Consider the following 15,184-nt stretch of genomic DNA (forward strand, 5'->3'; position numbering starts at 1 on the left):
ACGAGTACGGCTCGGACAAGAGCTGGGAGTCCAAGGGCCACGACTCCGACGAGTACGGCTCCGAGGGCCGCGACTCGAAGGACGAGGACAAGTACGGCTCGGACGAGGACCGCTGGGAGAAGGAGCGGGAGTTCGTCTACTACGGCGAGGCCAAGGTCGACAAGGACGCCAAGCCGGGTCGCTACGAGCTCAAGGGCTCGTGCGGCGAGGGCGAGCTCGTCGTGCTGCCGCACGGCGGTGTCGACGGTGGTGACGGTGGCACCAGCACCGGCACCGACCGTGGCCTTGCCACCGGCGGGGCGGGCCTGCTCGGCGCTGCCGCGCTGGGCGGGATCGTGCTGATGCGTCGTCGGCGGACCGATGGTTCGCTCGTCTGACGTGACGACGACACGGGCCGGCGGCCGTCACGGGAAACCGTGGCGTGCCGCCGGCGCGGCCGTCGTCGTCACCATGGCCATGATCGGTGCCGGCATGATCGGCGCCGGCCTGAAGACCACGCCCCCTCCCCGCCCGCCGCAGCCGCTGGCCCAGGCCGGTCCCGAGGTCACCGGGCCTGCGGGCACCGCCACCGCCGTTCCGCCGCTCGACGGGCAGCCGGTCGGTCAGGGAGATGCGCCGGCCGCACTGGTGCGTTCCGCACCGACCAGCATCGAGATCCCCCGGATCGGCGTCGACGCGACGATCATGTCGTTGGGCACCAATCCGGACGGCACCGTCCAGGTCCCCCCGCTGGATCAGGCCGACCAGGCCGGTTGGTACGAGCCGGGCGCGAGTCCCGGCGAAACCGGCAACGCGGTAATCGTCGGGCACGTGGACTCGGCGAAGCTCGGCCCGGCCGTCTTCTTCGACCTCGGCGCGCTCACCCCCGGCGACACCGTCACCGTGCGGCGGGCCGACGGCCGGGCAGCCACCTTCAAGGTCGACTCGGTGAAGTCGTACCCGAAGACGGCCTTCCCCACCGAGTTGGTGTACGGGCCCAGCGACCGACCCAGCCTGCGGGTGGTCACCTGCGGTGGCCAGTTCGACGAGGCCGCCAAGAGCTACCAGGACAACGTGGTCGTCTTCGCCAGCCTGGTGGGGTGACCCGCGACGAACGAAAACGCGTCCGGCCGGTCGGGGTGACCCGACCGGCCGGACCGCTTCCGGCGTACCTGACTCAGGCGGCAGCCGCGGAGGTCCGCACCAGGGTGCGGATCTGGCGGAGCAGCACCGACAGGGCGGCGAGATCCGCCCGCGACTCGTCGAACTCCCCCATCGCCCGCCGGGCGCGGTGGATCGAAGTCGCGTTCGACTGCTCCCACTGCTGCACCCGCTCGTGTGGCGGCAGGTCCTCCGGGGTGGAGTCGAGCACCTCCGCGGTGAGCGCGGCCAGCGCGGCGTACAGGTCGTAGCGCAGCGCCATCCGAGCCAACGTCTGCCAGCGGTCCTCGCGAGGCAGCAGGGAGATCTTCGACAGCAGCGAGTCCACCCGGAACAGGTCGGACAGCACGAAGTAGACCGAGGCCACCTCGCTGACGTCCCGCCCGCTGGCGTTCGCCGTCTCCACCACGTCCATCAGACCGAAGCTGTACATCAGCCGGGTCGCGCGTTCCGCCAGCTCGCGGGGCAGCCCACGCTCGGTCATCGAGTCCATGTGCGCGGCGATGCCCTGCCGCTCGTTGCCGTAGAACAGGTCCTCCAGCCCCGGCAGCAGCCGGGTGACGCCGTCGCGCAGCCGGGCGATCTCGGCCGGCACGTCGATCGGCGAGCGCCGGTTGGACACCAGCCACCGCACGGCCCGGTCGAGCAGCCGACGGGTGTCCAGGTAGACACTTGTCTGCAACTCCGGCGCGACCTTGTTGTCCAGCGCCTCGACCGCGTCCCACAGGTCGCGGAGGCCGAACACCTCGCTGACCACCACGTAGGCCCGGATCACGTCTGCCGCGCTGGCCGCCGTCTCCTCGACCACCCGGAAGATGAACGAGATGCCGCCCCGGTTGATCGCCTCGTTGACCAGCACGGTGGTGACGATGTCCCGGCGCAGACGGTGCCGGCCCATCCGATCGGCGAACCGCTCACGCATCGGCGTCGGGAAGTAGTTGACCAGGACGTCGGTGGTCCACTCCTCGTCGGCCAACCCCTCGGTGAGGATCTCCCGTTCCAGGACGATCTTCACGTACGCGAGCAGCACCGCGAACTCCGGCGCGGTCAGTCCGGACTCGCTGCGGACCGCCAGCTCCTCGTCCGGCGGCAGCGCCTCCAGGGCCCGGTCCAGCGCACCTGAGCGCTCCAACTCGTTGATCATCCGGCGGTGCACCGGGAGCAGCGAGGCGGCCTGGGCCTGGGCGTTGTTGATCGCCCGAGCCTGGTCGTAGTTGTCCCGCAGCACCAACTCGGCGACCTCGTCGGTCATCCCGGCCAGCAGCTCGTCCCGGTCGGCCGTGGTCAACTCCCCGTCGGCCACCGCGGTGTTCAGCAGGATCTTGATGTTCACCTCGTGGTCGGAGGTGTCCACCCCGGCCGCGTTGTCGATGAAGTCGGAGAAGATCCGACCGCCGGTCAACGCGTACTCGATCCGGCCGAGCTGGGTCCAGCCCAGGTTGCCGCCCTCGCCCGCCACCCGGCACCGCAGGTTGCGTCCGTCCACCCGGATCGCGTCGTTGGACTTGTCGCCCACCTCGGCGTTGGTCTGCGTGGACGCCTTGACGTAGGTGCCGATGCCGCCGTTCCAGAACAGGTCCACCGGGGCGGTGACGATCGCCTTCATCAGCTCCTGCGGCGACAGGTGCGCGACGTCGTCGTCCAGGCCGATCGCCGCCCGGACCTGCGGCGTGATCGGGATGGACTTCGCGGTACGCGGGAAGATGCCACCGCCGGCCGAGATCAGCTCCGGGTTGTAGTCCTCCCAGGAGGACCGGGGCAGGTCGAACAGCCGCCGACGCTCCGCGTACGAGGTGGCCGCGTCCGGCTCCGGGTCGAGGAAGATGTGCCGGTGGTCGAAGGCGGCCACCAGCCGGATGTGCTCGGACAGCAGCATCCCGTTGCCGAACACGTCGCCGGACATGTCGCCGACGCCGACCACCGTGAAGTCCTGGGTCTGGGTGTCCAGACCCAACTCCCGGAAGTGCCGCTTGACCGACTCCCAGGCGCCCCGCGCGGTGATGCCCATCTTCTTGTGGTCGTAGCCGGCGGAACCGCCGGAGGCGAACGCGTCGCCCAGCCAGAAGTTGTGCGCCGTGGAGATCTCGTTGGCGATGTCGGAGAACGTCGCGGTGCCCTTGTCGGCCGCCACCACCAGGTACGGGTCGTCGCCGTCGTGCCGGACCACGTCCACGGGCGGCACGATCTGCCCACTGACGATGTTGTCGGTGACGTCCAGCATCGCGCCGACGAACTCCTGGTAGCAGGCGACCGCCTCGTCCCGGTCGCCCGGCTTCTGCTTCAGCACGAAGCCACCCTTGGCACCCACCGGCACGATCACGGTGTTCTTCACCATCTGCGCCTTGACCAGGCCGAGCACCTCGGTACGGAAGTCCTCCCGACGGTCGGACCAGCGCAACCCGCCCCGGGCCACCGGCCCGAACCGCAGGTGCACACCCTCGAAACGGGGCGAGTAGACGAAGATCTCGAACTTCGGCCGGGGCGCCGGCAGGTCCGGAATCGCCTGCGGGTCGAGCTTGAACGCCACGTACGCCTTCGGCCGCCCGTCGGAGCGCTTCTGGTAGAAGCTGGTCCGCAGGGTCGCCTCGATCAGCGTCAGGTACGAGCGCAGGATGCGGTCCTGGTCGAGGCTGGCCACGTCGTCCAGCGCACCCCGGATCGTCTCCACCAGCTCACCGCTGCGCTGCTGCCGCTGCTCGGTGCTGAGCTCGCCCGGCGCGAACCGGGTCTCGAACAGCTCCACCAGCAACGCCGCGAGCTTCGGGTACGCGATGAAGGTCTGCTCCATGTAGTCCTGCGAGAAGACCGTGCCGGCCTGCCGCAGGTACTTCGCGTACGCCCGCAGCACCACCACCTGCCGCCAGGTCAACCCGCCGCGCAGCACCAGCTCGTTGAACCGGTCCACCTCGGCCTCGCCGCGCCAGGCCGCCGCGAAGGCGTTCTCCACGTGCGGGCGCACCTCGGCCAACTCGTGGTGGCCCTCGGGCAGCATGAGGCCGAAGTCGTACAGGTAGACCCGACCGTCGATCCGGTCCACCTCGTACGGGTGCTCGTCGACCACCCGGACGCCGAGCGAGTGCAGCACCGGCAGCACGGCGGAGAGCATCATCGGTTCGCCGTACCGGTAGACCTTGAACCGGACGTCCATCGCCTCGGCCAGGTCAGCACCGGGCACCCGGGTGCCCGGCCGGGGTGCGAGCTGCTTGCGGAACAGGTGCATCTCCAGCTGGCCGGGCTCCTCCAGCAGCTCCAGCTTCGCCAGGTCCTTCATCGCCTCGTACGGCGTGTGCCCGTCCTTGTAGCCCTCCGGGAACGCGTCGGCGTACCGGGTGAACAGGTGCTTGGCCTGCTCGTCGCCGAGCTTGCGCTCCAGCACCAGCCGGTAGTCGTCGTCCCACAGTCGCGTCGCGTCGGCCAATTCCTCGGCCAACAGGTCGGCGTCGATCTCGCCGGGCGGCCGGGTCGGGTCGGTGCGGACGATGAAGTGCACCCGCGCCAGCATCGACTCGGTCACGCGGGTGGTGTAGTCCACCCCGACACCGTTCAGCTCACGCAGCAGGATGTCCTGCATTCGGAGCCGGTTCTGAGTGGTGAACCGGTCCCGGGGGAGGTAGATCAGGCAGGAGATGAACCGGCCGTACGCGTCCCGGCGCAGGAAGACCCGCAGTTGCCGGCGGCCGGCCATCCGCAGCACGCCGATCACCGCGTGGTAGAGGTCGTCGGTCTTGATCTGGAACAGTTCGTCGCGCGGGTAGGTCTCCAGGATCTGGATCAGATCCTTGCCGGAGTGGCTGCGCCGGCTGAGGCCGGAGCGGTCCAGCACCTCGGCCACCTTGCGGCGCACCACCGGCAACTCGCGAACACTGGTCCGGTAGGCGGCCGTGGAGAACAGGCCCAGGAAGCGCCGCTCGCCGATCACCTCGCCGAGCTCGTTGAAGATCTTGAACCCGATGTAGTCCAGGTACGCCGAGCGGTGCACGGTGGCACGCGAGTTGGCCTTGGTGATGATGAGCAGGCGCTTCTCCAGCACCTTCTCGTGCGCCTCGGGGGTCATCGACGCCAACGGCCGGGCGTCCGGCGCATCAGACCGAAGAATGCCCAGACCGGTGCCGAGCACCGCCTCCAACGCCTTGCCGCCGACCGCCCCGGTGGCGTCGTCACCCGGAGCGTCCACCAACCGGTACTCGCGGTAGCCGAGGAAGGTGAAGTGGTCGTGGGCGAGCCACCGCAGCAGCTCCACCGAGTCGGTGATGTCCTTTTCCGGCACCGGTGGGCGATTGTCGGAGGTGCGGGCCGAGGCCAGCTCGTCGGCGAGGGCGAGGGAACGCTGACGCATCTTCGGCCAGTCCTCCACCGCCTCCCGCACATCGGTGAGCACCCGCTGCAACTCACGCCGCAGGCGGTCCCGCTCGGCCGCGTCCCGGACCGGATCGATCTCGATCCGCATCCAGCTCTCGATGATGTCGCCGGCGATCGCGTCGTCCGGCTCCACGTCCGCGGAGACCTCGGTGAGCCGGCCCAACGGCTCACGCCGCACCACCACCAGCGGGTGCACCAGCAGGTGCACATCCAGGTGGTACGAGTTGAGCAGCGCGGTCACCGAGTCGACCAGGAACGGCATGTCGTCGGTGACGATTTCGACGACCGTGTGGTGCTGGTCGGCGTGCGGCTCGTGGATCCGCAGCTTCAATTCGCCAGGCACCCGCTGCTGGGCGAGATCCCGGTGCGCCCGGGCCGCGTCGAGCATCTCCTCTGCCGTGAAGCCGACCAGCTCCTCGTCCGGGGCGAACCGCCAGAAACGGCCGACAAGTGTCGCCGCGTCGTGGTCGTCCCCGGCGAGCGCGACAGCCTGGGCCACCAGGCGCTCCGCGTTGGGAACGGGTTCGTCGAGCTCGGCGTCCTCCACGTCGTCGGCCAACGCCTCGGTGGGCAGACCCAGATCGTAGATTGTGTCGATACTCGACCCGGTCAGCCCGGTGACTCCCGTGTCGAGTCGGCCGTAGCCGTCCCCGTCGGTCGCCGAATCGAAGCTGTCGTCGTCCCGGCCGGAGTCATCCTGCCGGAGGTCGGGTTCCGGTTTGATCGCCGGACGCCGGTCCATCGGTGCCACTCCCCTCGACCCACCGCGTTGTGGGTCACTCTGCCGCTCAGCCTAGGCCCTGCCGTTCTGCGCCTGCGTCGGCGGACCACTGACCAAACGTCCGGATCGGGACTTTGTCCTTTCACCCGTTGTGGGTACGAGGTTGGCCGGCTGCGGGATACCCCGCCACGCGATGTTCATCACACTGGCCCGGCCCGTCTTTAGGCGCGCCCGCTCCCTGGGGGACGTTGAGGACGGCGTTGGCGTACTACCGTGCGAGAGCGCTCCGAGATCGGAAGGACCAGCTGCATGCCTTTGTCGTACCCCCGGCCCCACCGGCCGAACCCCGTCCGCCGTGTGGCCGCCGCCTTCACCGCGGCACTGCTCACGGCCGGCGTTCTGGCTGGTTGCTCGGGTGACGACGGGCCGCAGCGCACCGTCGACGCCTTCCTCGCCGGTTGGCGCAGCGGCGATCTCCAGGCGGTCGGCCTGATCGACCCGACCGGCGCCAAGCTGCCGTCGGCCGACGTGTCCCGCGAGATCAAGGAACTCTCCGGTGAGCTGGCGGCCACCCCGCCCACGCTGACGAGTCGCGGCGAGCCGAAGATCACCGCGGACATCGCGACCGCGCCCATCCGGGTCGAGTGGAAACTGCCCGGTGAGACCCGCTGGGCGTACGACCGGGAGGTGCGGCTCGCCCAGGGCGACGACGACCAGTGGCAGGTGATCTGGGAGCCCCGGGTGATGCACGAGCAGCTCACCAAGGGTGACCGGATGGCGCTGCGCCGCGACGCCGGCACCCGGGCCGGGGTGCTGGACGCCGCCGGCCAGCCGCTCGTGACCCCCCGCCCGGTGGTCCGGGTGGGTGTGCAGCCAAACGGGGTCGCTGACGTGAAGAAGCTGGTCAAGGACCTCGACGCGGCGTTCAAGGCGATCCGCCCGGCGCTGGTCCCCGCCGTCGACCTGGCCGACCTGCCCGCGCGGATCGCCGAGGCCGAGCCGGGCGCCTTCGTCGAGGTGGTGTCGCTCCGCGAGGAGGCGTACCTGCAGATCAAGTCCCGGATCTACGACCTGCCCGGCACCAAGTTCAGCTCCGACAAGATCGACCTGGCGCCGACCCGCGAGTTCGCCCGGGCGTTGCTCGGCACGGTCGACCCGGCGCAGGCCGACGACATCGCCGCGCACCCCGACCGGTACGTCGCCGGCGACCTGGTCGGGCACGGCGGGCTGCAGGGCCGCTACGACGAGCGCCTACGTGGTGGCACCGGGCTCACCGTGGTGGTCGAGCGTCCCGCCGAGGGCGGCAAGCTGGAGCCCACCGGCACCGACCTGTTCCGCCGGGAGGCGCAGCCCGGGCAGGCGTTGAAGACCACGTTGGATGTCGCAGTGCAGAACGCCGCCGACGGGGCCCTACGTGCCGAGCCACGCCGAGCCTCGCTGGTCGCGGTGCGGATCAGCGACAGCACGGTGCTCGCCGCGGCGAACGGCCCCGGGCCGGCCGGGGAGAATCTGGCCTTCACCGCCCAGGTGCCGCCGGGCTCCACGTTCAAGATGGTCAGCACCCTGGGCCTACTGGACCGGGGGGCGGTCACCCTGGACGGGCCGGTGGCGTGCCCGAAGACCTTCACCGTCGACGGCCGATCCTTCAAGAACTCGGACAACTTCGAGCTCGGCTCGGTGCCGTTCCGCACCGACTTCGCCAAATCCTGCAACACCGCGTTCGCCTCGCTGGCACCCAAGCTGGGCGGTGACGGGCTGGCCGCCGCCGGTCGCGCACTGGGGCTGGAAGGTCAATGGGACCTCGGCATCGACGCCTTCACCGGCAAGGTGTCGGCGAACGGCAGCCCGGCCGAGCAGGCCGCCGCCTCGTTCGGGCAGGGCACCACGCTGGTCAGCCCCCTCGCCATGGCCGGTGCCACCGCAGCCGTCGCCCGAGGCCGGTTCGAGCAGCCGAAGCTCCTGACCGACCCGGCGCCGGCCAAGCCGGCCCCGGCGGGCGAACAGCTCAAGCCAGAATCGGTCGCGGCGCTGCGCGCCATGATGCGCGAGGTGGTCACCAGCGGCACCGGCAGCACCCTCAAGGATGTGCCAGGCGAGGTGTACGGCAAGACCGGCACCGCCGAGTACGACGACAACCCGGCCCACACCCACGCCTGGTTCGTCGGCTGGCGGGGCGATGTGGCGTTCGCCGTGTTCGTGGAGAAGGGCGGCGCCAGCACGGCGTCAGCCGTCCCGATCGCCGAGCGCTTCCTCCGGGCCCTCCCCACCACCTGACCGACCCGACACACAAACGCCGAAGAACGCAGAACCCTGCCGGTGCCAGAGACAGCCCGTGCGGCTGTCAGCACCGGCCCAAGCCGGTGCCAGCAACCGCCCGGCGGGGTGTCAGCGACGGCAGCGCGGTGATCGACACCAGATCGCGGAAGTGGCGGCATCCACGCCGCCAGACACCCCCCACATCGCCGACACGGTGTCGATCAAGCGGGATACGGCGGCGGCACGGGACGCAGCGGCACCGGTATCAACGACAGCCGAACGGTGATCAACACCAGATCACCGACATGGCGGCATCCACGCCGCCAGACACCCCCACATCGCCGACACGGTGACGATCAAGCGGGACACGCGGCGGCGTGCGCCATGAGGCGGCGCGAAGCGGCGTGCGCCATGAGGCGGCGCGCGTCGCGAGGCGGCTCAGGCCGTGTCGGCGTCGGGGTGGTCGGCGTCGGGCGGTGTCGGTGACGGCCGCCGCAACAGGCCGGGGCCGGCCGACGCGGGTGGGCCCACCGGTTCGCGCTCGACCGCGGCCGCGACGCCGGCCGGCCCGGAGCGCACCGGCCCGAGGATGCCGAGCGGGTCCGACTTCGCGGGGGCCAGGCCGCCAAGGGACAGCCGGCCCGCCACGTCGACGTCGCCAGTCGGCTCCGCCGATCGCAGACCCGACGGATCCGCCGCAGGCCCACCGAGCGGCTCGACCGACCGCACACCGGAAGACCCACCGAGCGGCTCGACCGACCGCACGCCCGAAGACCCACCGAACTGCTCGACCGACCGCACCCCGGCCTCGGCGGGCGGGCCGGCGTCGACGGGGAAGTCGGGCGAGGCGGCCTCGACGTACTGCGACTTGTCAATGGGCGCGGTACGCGGACCGTTGGATCGTTCGGTGGCGGATGTGGCCCGACCGTTGCCGCGCCTCGGGTTGGGGGTCGGCCGGGCCGACAGCAGTCGGGGCGGCACCGCTTCCGGGGCGGTGACCGGGGCCAGGCCGGCAACCACGGTGTTGACGATCTCGGCCGCGTACGAGCCGTCCGGGTCGTAGTCGGGGTCGAAGACGGTCAGCTCGACGCCGAGGCAGTGCGGGGTGTCGACCAGGCCGGCGAGCAGGATCTCCAGCTCGGCGAAGGCGATCCCGCCCGGGTCGGGGGCGTCCACGGCGGGCATCACCGCGGGGTCGAGCACGTCCACGTCGATGTGCACCCAGTAGCCCGCGCAGTCGGCGAGCTGCTCGTGCGCCCACTGGGCCGTCCGGGCAGCGCCTTCGGCGCGTAGTGCGGGCACCGGCCGAGTGGTGATCCCGGCGGCCTGCAGGTCGAGCCGGTACTCGTCCTGCGCACGGATGCCGAGCACCACCACGTCGATGTCGCGGAAGTAGGGCCGGCGTCCCTCCAGCGCGGCGAGGTCGGCCTGCCCGCGCCCGGTGACGAGGGCCAGGTCCTCACCGGCGGCTGCGCCGACATAGGAGGCGTTGCCGGGATGCCGGAAGTCGGAGTGCCCGTCGACGAAGACCAACCCGATCCGCCCGCCGACGGCCTCACCGAGGCGGTGCATGGCAAGCGCCGAGCCGAGCAGCACGGAGCAGTCGCCGCCCAGCACCACCGGGAACTCACCCCGGTCGATGATCGAGCCGATCCGTTCGGCGAGGGCAAGCGAGTAGTCGGCGATCTCCCGGGCATGGCAAACCCCGTCGCCGGGACGCCAGTCGCCCGGGTCGTACCGGGCTGGGGTGACGCAACCGGCGTCGCGGGCACGCAGCCGGGCGAGCAGGTCGTGGTCGCGCAGCGCGCCGGGCGCTTTGGCGCAACCAGGGACCGATGTGGACGTCGGCGGCCGCAGACCGAGATTTGTCGGCGCGTCGAGGACGGCGATCCGGCGCATCATGAGCTCCCGTCCTCGATGGTCGGGCGGGCCGGCCGGAACGCCGGCCCGCGCTGGCGTGCTACGAACTCAGAACAGGGCGCTGGCCAGGGCCCGGCGTGCCGAGGCGACCGCCGGGTCATCTGGGCCGGCGATGGAGAAGAGCGAGACCAGGTGCTGGCGGACCGTCTCGCGGTCCTCTCCGGCGGTGCGCCGGACCAGACCGACGAGCCGGGCGTACGCCTGCTCGGCCAGGCCGCTGAGCACCTCGATGTCGGCGGCCAGCAGCTGGGCGGCCACGTCGTCGGGGGCACTTTCGGCGGCGGCCAGCGCGGCGGCCGGGTCAGCGCCGGCCACCCGGCGGGCCACCCCGACCTGGGCCAGCCCCGCCGTGGCCGCGGCGTCCGCCGGGGCATCGGCCAGAATTTTCCGGTACGCCTGCTCGGCGGCGTCCAGATCGCCGCTCATCAGCGCGTCGTCGGCCTCGTCGAGGCGGGGGTCCTCCGGCTCGGCGACCGCCACACCGCCGGCCTTGAGTACAGCCTGGATCCACTGCCGCAGCTGCGCCTCGGGCACCACTCCGGAGAAGGCGTCGACCGGCTGACCGCCGACGACCGCGTAGACCATGGGGATGCCCTGAACCCGGAACATCTGGGCGATTCGCGGATTTTCCTGCACGTCGACCCGGGCCAGCACCCAGGTGCCGGCGCCCTCGGCGTTCAGCCGCTCCAGGACCGGGGCGAACTCGTCGCTCTCCGGGAAGCCGGCCGCGCCGAAGAAGACGATGACGGGCATGGCCATCGACCGTTCGAGCACCTCGGACTGGATGGTCGCTTCGGTGACGTCGACGATGGCGGTGTCACCGCCGGCGGTGGGGGTGCCGGGGGTGCCGTTGGACGGGCCACCCTGCGGGGGTGTGCCGGGGCGGGTACTGGCTGGTGCGGGGCCACGCAGCGTGCTGAGGTCGACCGCGCCGCGGGTGAAGATCGACGAGGTGATCCGTGGGTCGCTCATGGTTACCTAGTCTCGCACGTCAGCCCGCGATCTCAGGTCACCCGCAACCCCGACGTTGCAACTCTCACCCCGCCATCCCGGACCCGACCCAGACCCCCGCGATCTTGCACTTTCTGCCGTCGAAACGCGGCATTCGCGCCGTCTGCCGGGACAGCAAGTGCAAGATCGCGGAGGGCGGAGGGCGGAGGGCGGGGGTGGGGGGCGGGGGGCGGGGGGTGGGGGAGGGCGGGGGGTGGGATCAGAAGCGGGCTGGTTCGCGGTAGGTGCCCCACTCGGCGCGCAGGGCGTCGCAGATCTCGCCGAGGGTGGCTTCGGCGCGGACGGCGTCGAGCATGGCGGGGATCATGTTCTCGTCGGTGCGGCTGGCCTCGACCATCCGGGTCACCGCCGCGCGGACCGCAGTCTCGTCCCGGGCGCCCTTGCGCTCGGCGAGCACCCGACGCTGCTCCAGCTCCACCTCGTGCGAGATGCGCAGGATCTCCAGCTCCTTGGCGACCGTACCGGTGTGGCAGTTGACCCCGACGATCTTCTTGTCGCCCTTTTCCAGGGCCTGCTGGTAGACGAAGGCCGACTCGGCGATGTGCCCGGTGAACCAGCCGTCCTCGATACCGCGCAGGATGCCCGAGGTCATCGGGCCGATCTGGTGCGGCCCCTCCCCGCCGAGTTGCCGGATCCGGGCGAAGATCTCCTCGGCCTCGGCCTCGATCTTGTCGGTCAGCGCCTCGACGTACCAGGAGCCGCCGAGCGGGTCGGCAACGTTGACGACGCCGGTCTCCTCCATCAGCACCTGCTGGGTACGCAGGGCGATCTCGGCGGACTCGTCGGTCGGCAGCGCCAGGGTCTCGTCCAGCGCGTTGGTGTGCAACGAGTTCGTGCCGCCGAGCACCGCCGCGAGGGCCTCGACGGCGGTGCGTACGACGTTGTTGACCGGTTGCTGCGCGGTCAGCGACACCCCGGCGGTCTGCGTGTGGAACCGCAGCCAGAGGGCCTTCTCGCTGGTCGCGCCGTAGACGTCGCGCAGCCAGCGGGCCCAGATCCGGCGGGCGGCGCGGAACTTGGCGATCTCCTCGAAGAAGTCGAGGTGCGAGTCGAAGAAGAAGCTCAGGCCCGGCGCGAAGACGTTCACGTCCAGCCCGCGGGAGAGGCCCAGTTCGACGTACCCGAAACCGTCCGCCAGGGTGTACGCCAACTCCTGCGCGGCGGTCGATCCGGCCTCGCGGATGTGGTAGCCGGAGACCGACAACGGCTTGTAGCGCGGAATCTCGACGGCGCAGTATTCCATCAGGTCGCCGATCAGGCGCAGGTGCGGCTCCGGGTCGAAGAGCCACTCCTTCTGCGCGATGTACTCCTTGAAGATGTCGGTCTGCAGGGTGCCGTCGAGCTTGGACAGGTCGGCGCCCTGCCGCTCGGCGGCGACCAGGTACATGCAGAACACCGGCACGGCCGGGCCGGAGATGGTCATCGAGGTGGTGACGTCGGCCAGGTCGATGCCGTCGAAGAGCGCCTGCATGTCGGTGGCGGTGTCGATGGCGACGCCGCAGTGGCCGACCTCGCCGAGCGCCTGCGGGTCGTCCGAGTCGCGGCCCATCAGGGTCGGCATGTCGAACGCGACCGAGAGGCCGCCGCCGCCGGCGCCGAGGATCATCTTGTAACGCTCGTTGGTCTGCTGGGCGTTGCCGAAGCCGGCGAACTGCCGGATCGTCCAGGTCCGCCCGCGGTAGCCGGTCGGATACAAACCCCGGGTGTACGGGTACTCGCCCGGCCACCCGATCCGCTCGAAGCCCGGGTACGCGCTGCCCTCCGGTGGCCCGTAGACCGGCTCCACCGGCATTCCGGACAGCGTGGTGAAGTCCGCGTCCCGCTTGCGCGCGGCGTCGTATCGGGCCTGCCAGCGTGCCCTTCCGGCGTCGATTTCGTCGGCGTCCATGAGCAGGGCTCCTCCTCGGGTCCTCGACTGCACGTCGAGTGTAGAGCCCTCACCTGAACGATCGCTAAGTCAGTTCGTACCCGTGGGTAACGTGAGTCGGTCGCTGACTCGCTGTGGGTCCCGTCGGCCCGTGACCACCGCTACCACCATGATCAATTGATGAAAAGTAGGCGTCAGAAGCCTTCCCGACCTACTTCTCATCAATTGATCACCGCAGCTCCGGTGCGGGGCTGCCCCTCAGGCCGAGGGGACCGCGGGCCCACCCATCGCCACGTCGTCGACCCGGATGTTGACCTCGTCGACCCGCAACCCGTGCGCCTCGACCGCCTCGGTGACCCGGGCACGCACCTGGCCGGTGATCTCCGGCACCGGCTGGCCGGCTTGGATCACCAACACCAGGTTGACCACGGCGGCGTCCCCGGTCACGTGGGCAGAGCAACCCCGCCGGGCGTCGCCCACCTGATCCAGCCCAACCCGGTCGAGAACCGCGTTGAAGAACCGGGCGACGTCCCCGCCCAACTCGACAACTCCGGGCACCGCTCGGGCCGCCGCGACCGCGATCTTTTCGATCACCTCGTCCGCGACGTGCGTCGTCCCGCCAGCCGGCACCGACGCCGTGGTCAGCTCCTGCGTCGCCTCGTGGTCCACAGTCACTCCCCTACTCCTCGTGCCACCGGGCAGTGCCCGGTTGACGGCCAACGGACGGCCCGACAGCCCTTGCGCCGTCGGGCCGCTGACGCCTCAGGCTCAGGCTCGGGCTCGGGCTCGGGCCGCTGACGCCTCAGGCTCCGGCCGCCGGCTGGTTCAGCTCGATGTCGTCCACTGTGACGTTGACCTGGGTGACCGTCAGGCCGTACTTCTCCACTGCCTCAATCACTGCGGACCGCACCGCCTCGGTCACGTCGGCCACGACGTGCCCGGAGTCGATCACCAGGACCACGTTGATGACGGCTGAGCCGCCCTTCACGTCGGCCGAGACGCCCCGACGGGCGTCGCCCGCCTCGTCCAGCCCGACCTTGTCGAGGAGGCTGTTGAAGAACCGGGCCACGTCACCACCGAGATCGGCGACACCAGGCACCGAACGAGCGGCGGCTCCAGCGATCTTCTCCACTACCTCGTCGGAAACCGACGTGACGCCCCGGGCCGCGCCTGCCGCGGGCTGCACTCCACCGGCGTTCTCCACCGCGTCCGTCATGATCACATCTCCCCTGGTCCCGAAGCATGTGGGCCGACCGATTCGTCAGCCCGCTGCGCGGCGCCTAGCTTCCGGCCACGCGCCGCGAGCCTACTAAAACCGGAGCGATCTTCGCTTCCGGGCGCGCGTCACGCCGCAGCCGATCGACCGCACGAGTGGCGGGTTCCGAACGTGCGCCGGCATCGGGTTACTACGTCCGGAATGGACGTCCTTTCGCTTAGTGGTTCGACGCTCGACGTCCTTCGGGGTTGACGCGAGGAGAGAGGGAATGGCGAGGACGGCGACGCCGGATGCGTCAGGCCAGTGTGTACTCCAAGACATAGGAGTGGCTGCCGTCGTCAGACTGGATGATCTCGAGAGCTCCCACGATCCCTGTGAGGTCACCGGAGCCCGTTCCCGGGACGACGCGGATCGCGAGTTGCTCACCGTGGCTGCCGGGTGCGCTGTGTTGGAGGACGAACGAGCCCTTGAGGCCGTCGAGTTCTCCCGTGAATCGCTCCACGGCGACATAAGCAGCGGGGCTGCCCTCGATGTCGGCCACCGACAGCATGTTCACCGTACTGATGCCGGCCAGGCCGCCCTGGAAGGTCTTGGTGAGCCGCACCCGGCCAAACGCGGCCCCCGGACCTTCGTCGAGCACCTCCGGCTCGAATGATGTGACGTCAAATGTTCCGCTAGCCTTCGTGCTCATTCC

Annotated in this window: 8 protein-coding genes and 2 pseudogenes; 3 read left to right on the forward strand and 7 right to left on the reverse strand. The window is 70.5% G+C overall.

Annotation, left to right across the window (positions count from 1 at the left end):
* Together C7C45_RS34675 and C7C45_RS00410 are read left to right on the forward strand one after the other, a co-directional pair.
* Nucleotides 1–377, forward strand: a pseudogene (locus tag C7C45_RS34675) (hypothetical protein); the annotation flags it as partial.
* 1 nt (nucleotide 378) lies between these two features.
* Nucleotides 379–1,083, forward strand: coding sequence for a class F sortase (locus C7C45_RS00410; protein WP_110561587.1), 705 nt, complete (start codon nucleotides 379–381; stop codon nucleotides 1,081–1,083).
* Between the two features lie 73 nt (nucleotides 1,084–1,156).
* On the opposite strand, the gene C7C45_RS00415 is transcribed toward C7C45_RS00410, so the two are convergent.
* Nucleotides 1,157–6,241: an NAD-glutamate dehydrogenase gene (locus C7C45_RS00415; protein WP_110561588.1), complete on the reverse strand. Its 5,085-nt coding sequence runs from the start codon at nucleotides 6,239–6,241 to the stop codon at nucleotides 1,157–1,159.
* Nucleotides 6,242–6,529: 288 nt separating this feature from the next.
* Here C7C45_RS00415 and C7C45_RS00420 point away from each other — a divergent pair, with 288 nt between their 5' ends.
* Complete coding sequence (locus C7C45_RS00420) at nucleotides 6,530–8,494, forward strand: penicillin-binding transpeptidase domain-containing protein (RefSeq protein WP_110561589.1); 1,965 nt, start codon at nucleotides 6,530–6,532, stop codon at nucleotides 8,492–8,494.
* A gap of 885 nt (nucleotides 8,495–9,379) precedes the next feature.
* On the opposite strand, the pseudogene C7C45_RS00425 reads toward C7C45_RS00420, so the two are convergent.
* From C7C45_RS00425 to C7C45_RS00450, 6 genes and pseudogenes are all read right to left on the reverse strand, one after another.
* A pseudogene (locus tag C7C45_RS00425) lies at nucleotides 9,380–10,378 on the reverse strand (arginase family protein); the annotation flags it as partial.
* A gap of 66 nt (nucleotides 10,379–10,444) precedes the next feature.
* Nucleotides 10,445–11,368, reverse strand: coding sequence for a tetratricopeptide repeat protein (locus C7C45_RS00430; RefSeq protein WP_110561591.1), 924 nt, complete (start codon nucleotides 11,366–11,368; stop codon nucleotides 10,445–10,447).
* Between the two features lie 238 nt (nucleotides 11,369–11,606).
* The gene (gene icmA, locus C7C45_RS00435) at nucleotides 11,607–13,295 is read right to left on the reverse strand and encodes a coenzyme B12-dependent isobutyryl-CoA mutase large subunit (RefSeq protein WP_110561592.1); all 1,689 of its coding nucleotides are present in this window, start codon (nucleotides 13,293–13,295) and stop codon (nucleotides 11,607–11,609) included.
* A gap of 237 nt (nucleotides 13,296–13,532) precedes the next feature.
* The gene (locus C7C45_RS00440; RefSeq protein WP_110561593.1) at nucleotides 13,533–13,943 is read right to left on the reverse strand and encodes an Asp23/Gls24 family envelope stress response protein; all 411 of its coding nucleotides are present in this window, start codon (nucleotides 13,941–13,943) and stop codon (nucleotides 13,533–13,535) included.
* 133 nt (nucleotides 13,944–14,076) lie between these two features.
* Complete coding sequence (locus C7C45_RS00445) at nucleotides 14,077–14,490, reverse strand: Asp23/Gls24 family envelope stress response protein (protein ID WP_110561711.1); 414 nt, start codon at nucleotides 14,488–14,490, stop codon at nucleotides 14,077–14,079.
* A gap of 295 nt (nucleotides 14,491–14,785) precedes the next feature.
* Entirely contained in the window at nucleotides 14,786–15,181 is a 396-nt protein-coding gene (locus tag C7C45_RS00450) for a DUF3224 domain-containing protein (RefSeq protein WP_110561594.1), read from the reverse strand.
* Between the last annotated feature and the right edge of the window lie 3 nt (nucleotides 15,182–15,184).

This window comes from Micromonospora arborensis, from assembly GCF_003205615.1.
Lineage (GTDB): Bacteria > Actinomycetota > Actinomycetes > Mycobacteriales > Micromonosporaceae > Micromonospora > Micromonospora arborensis.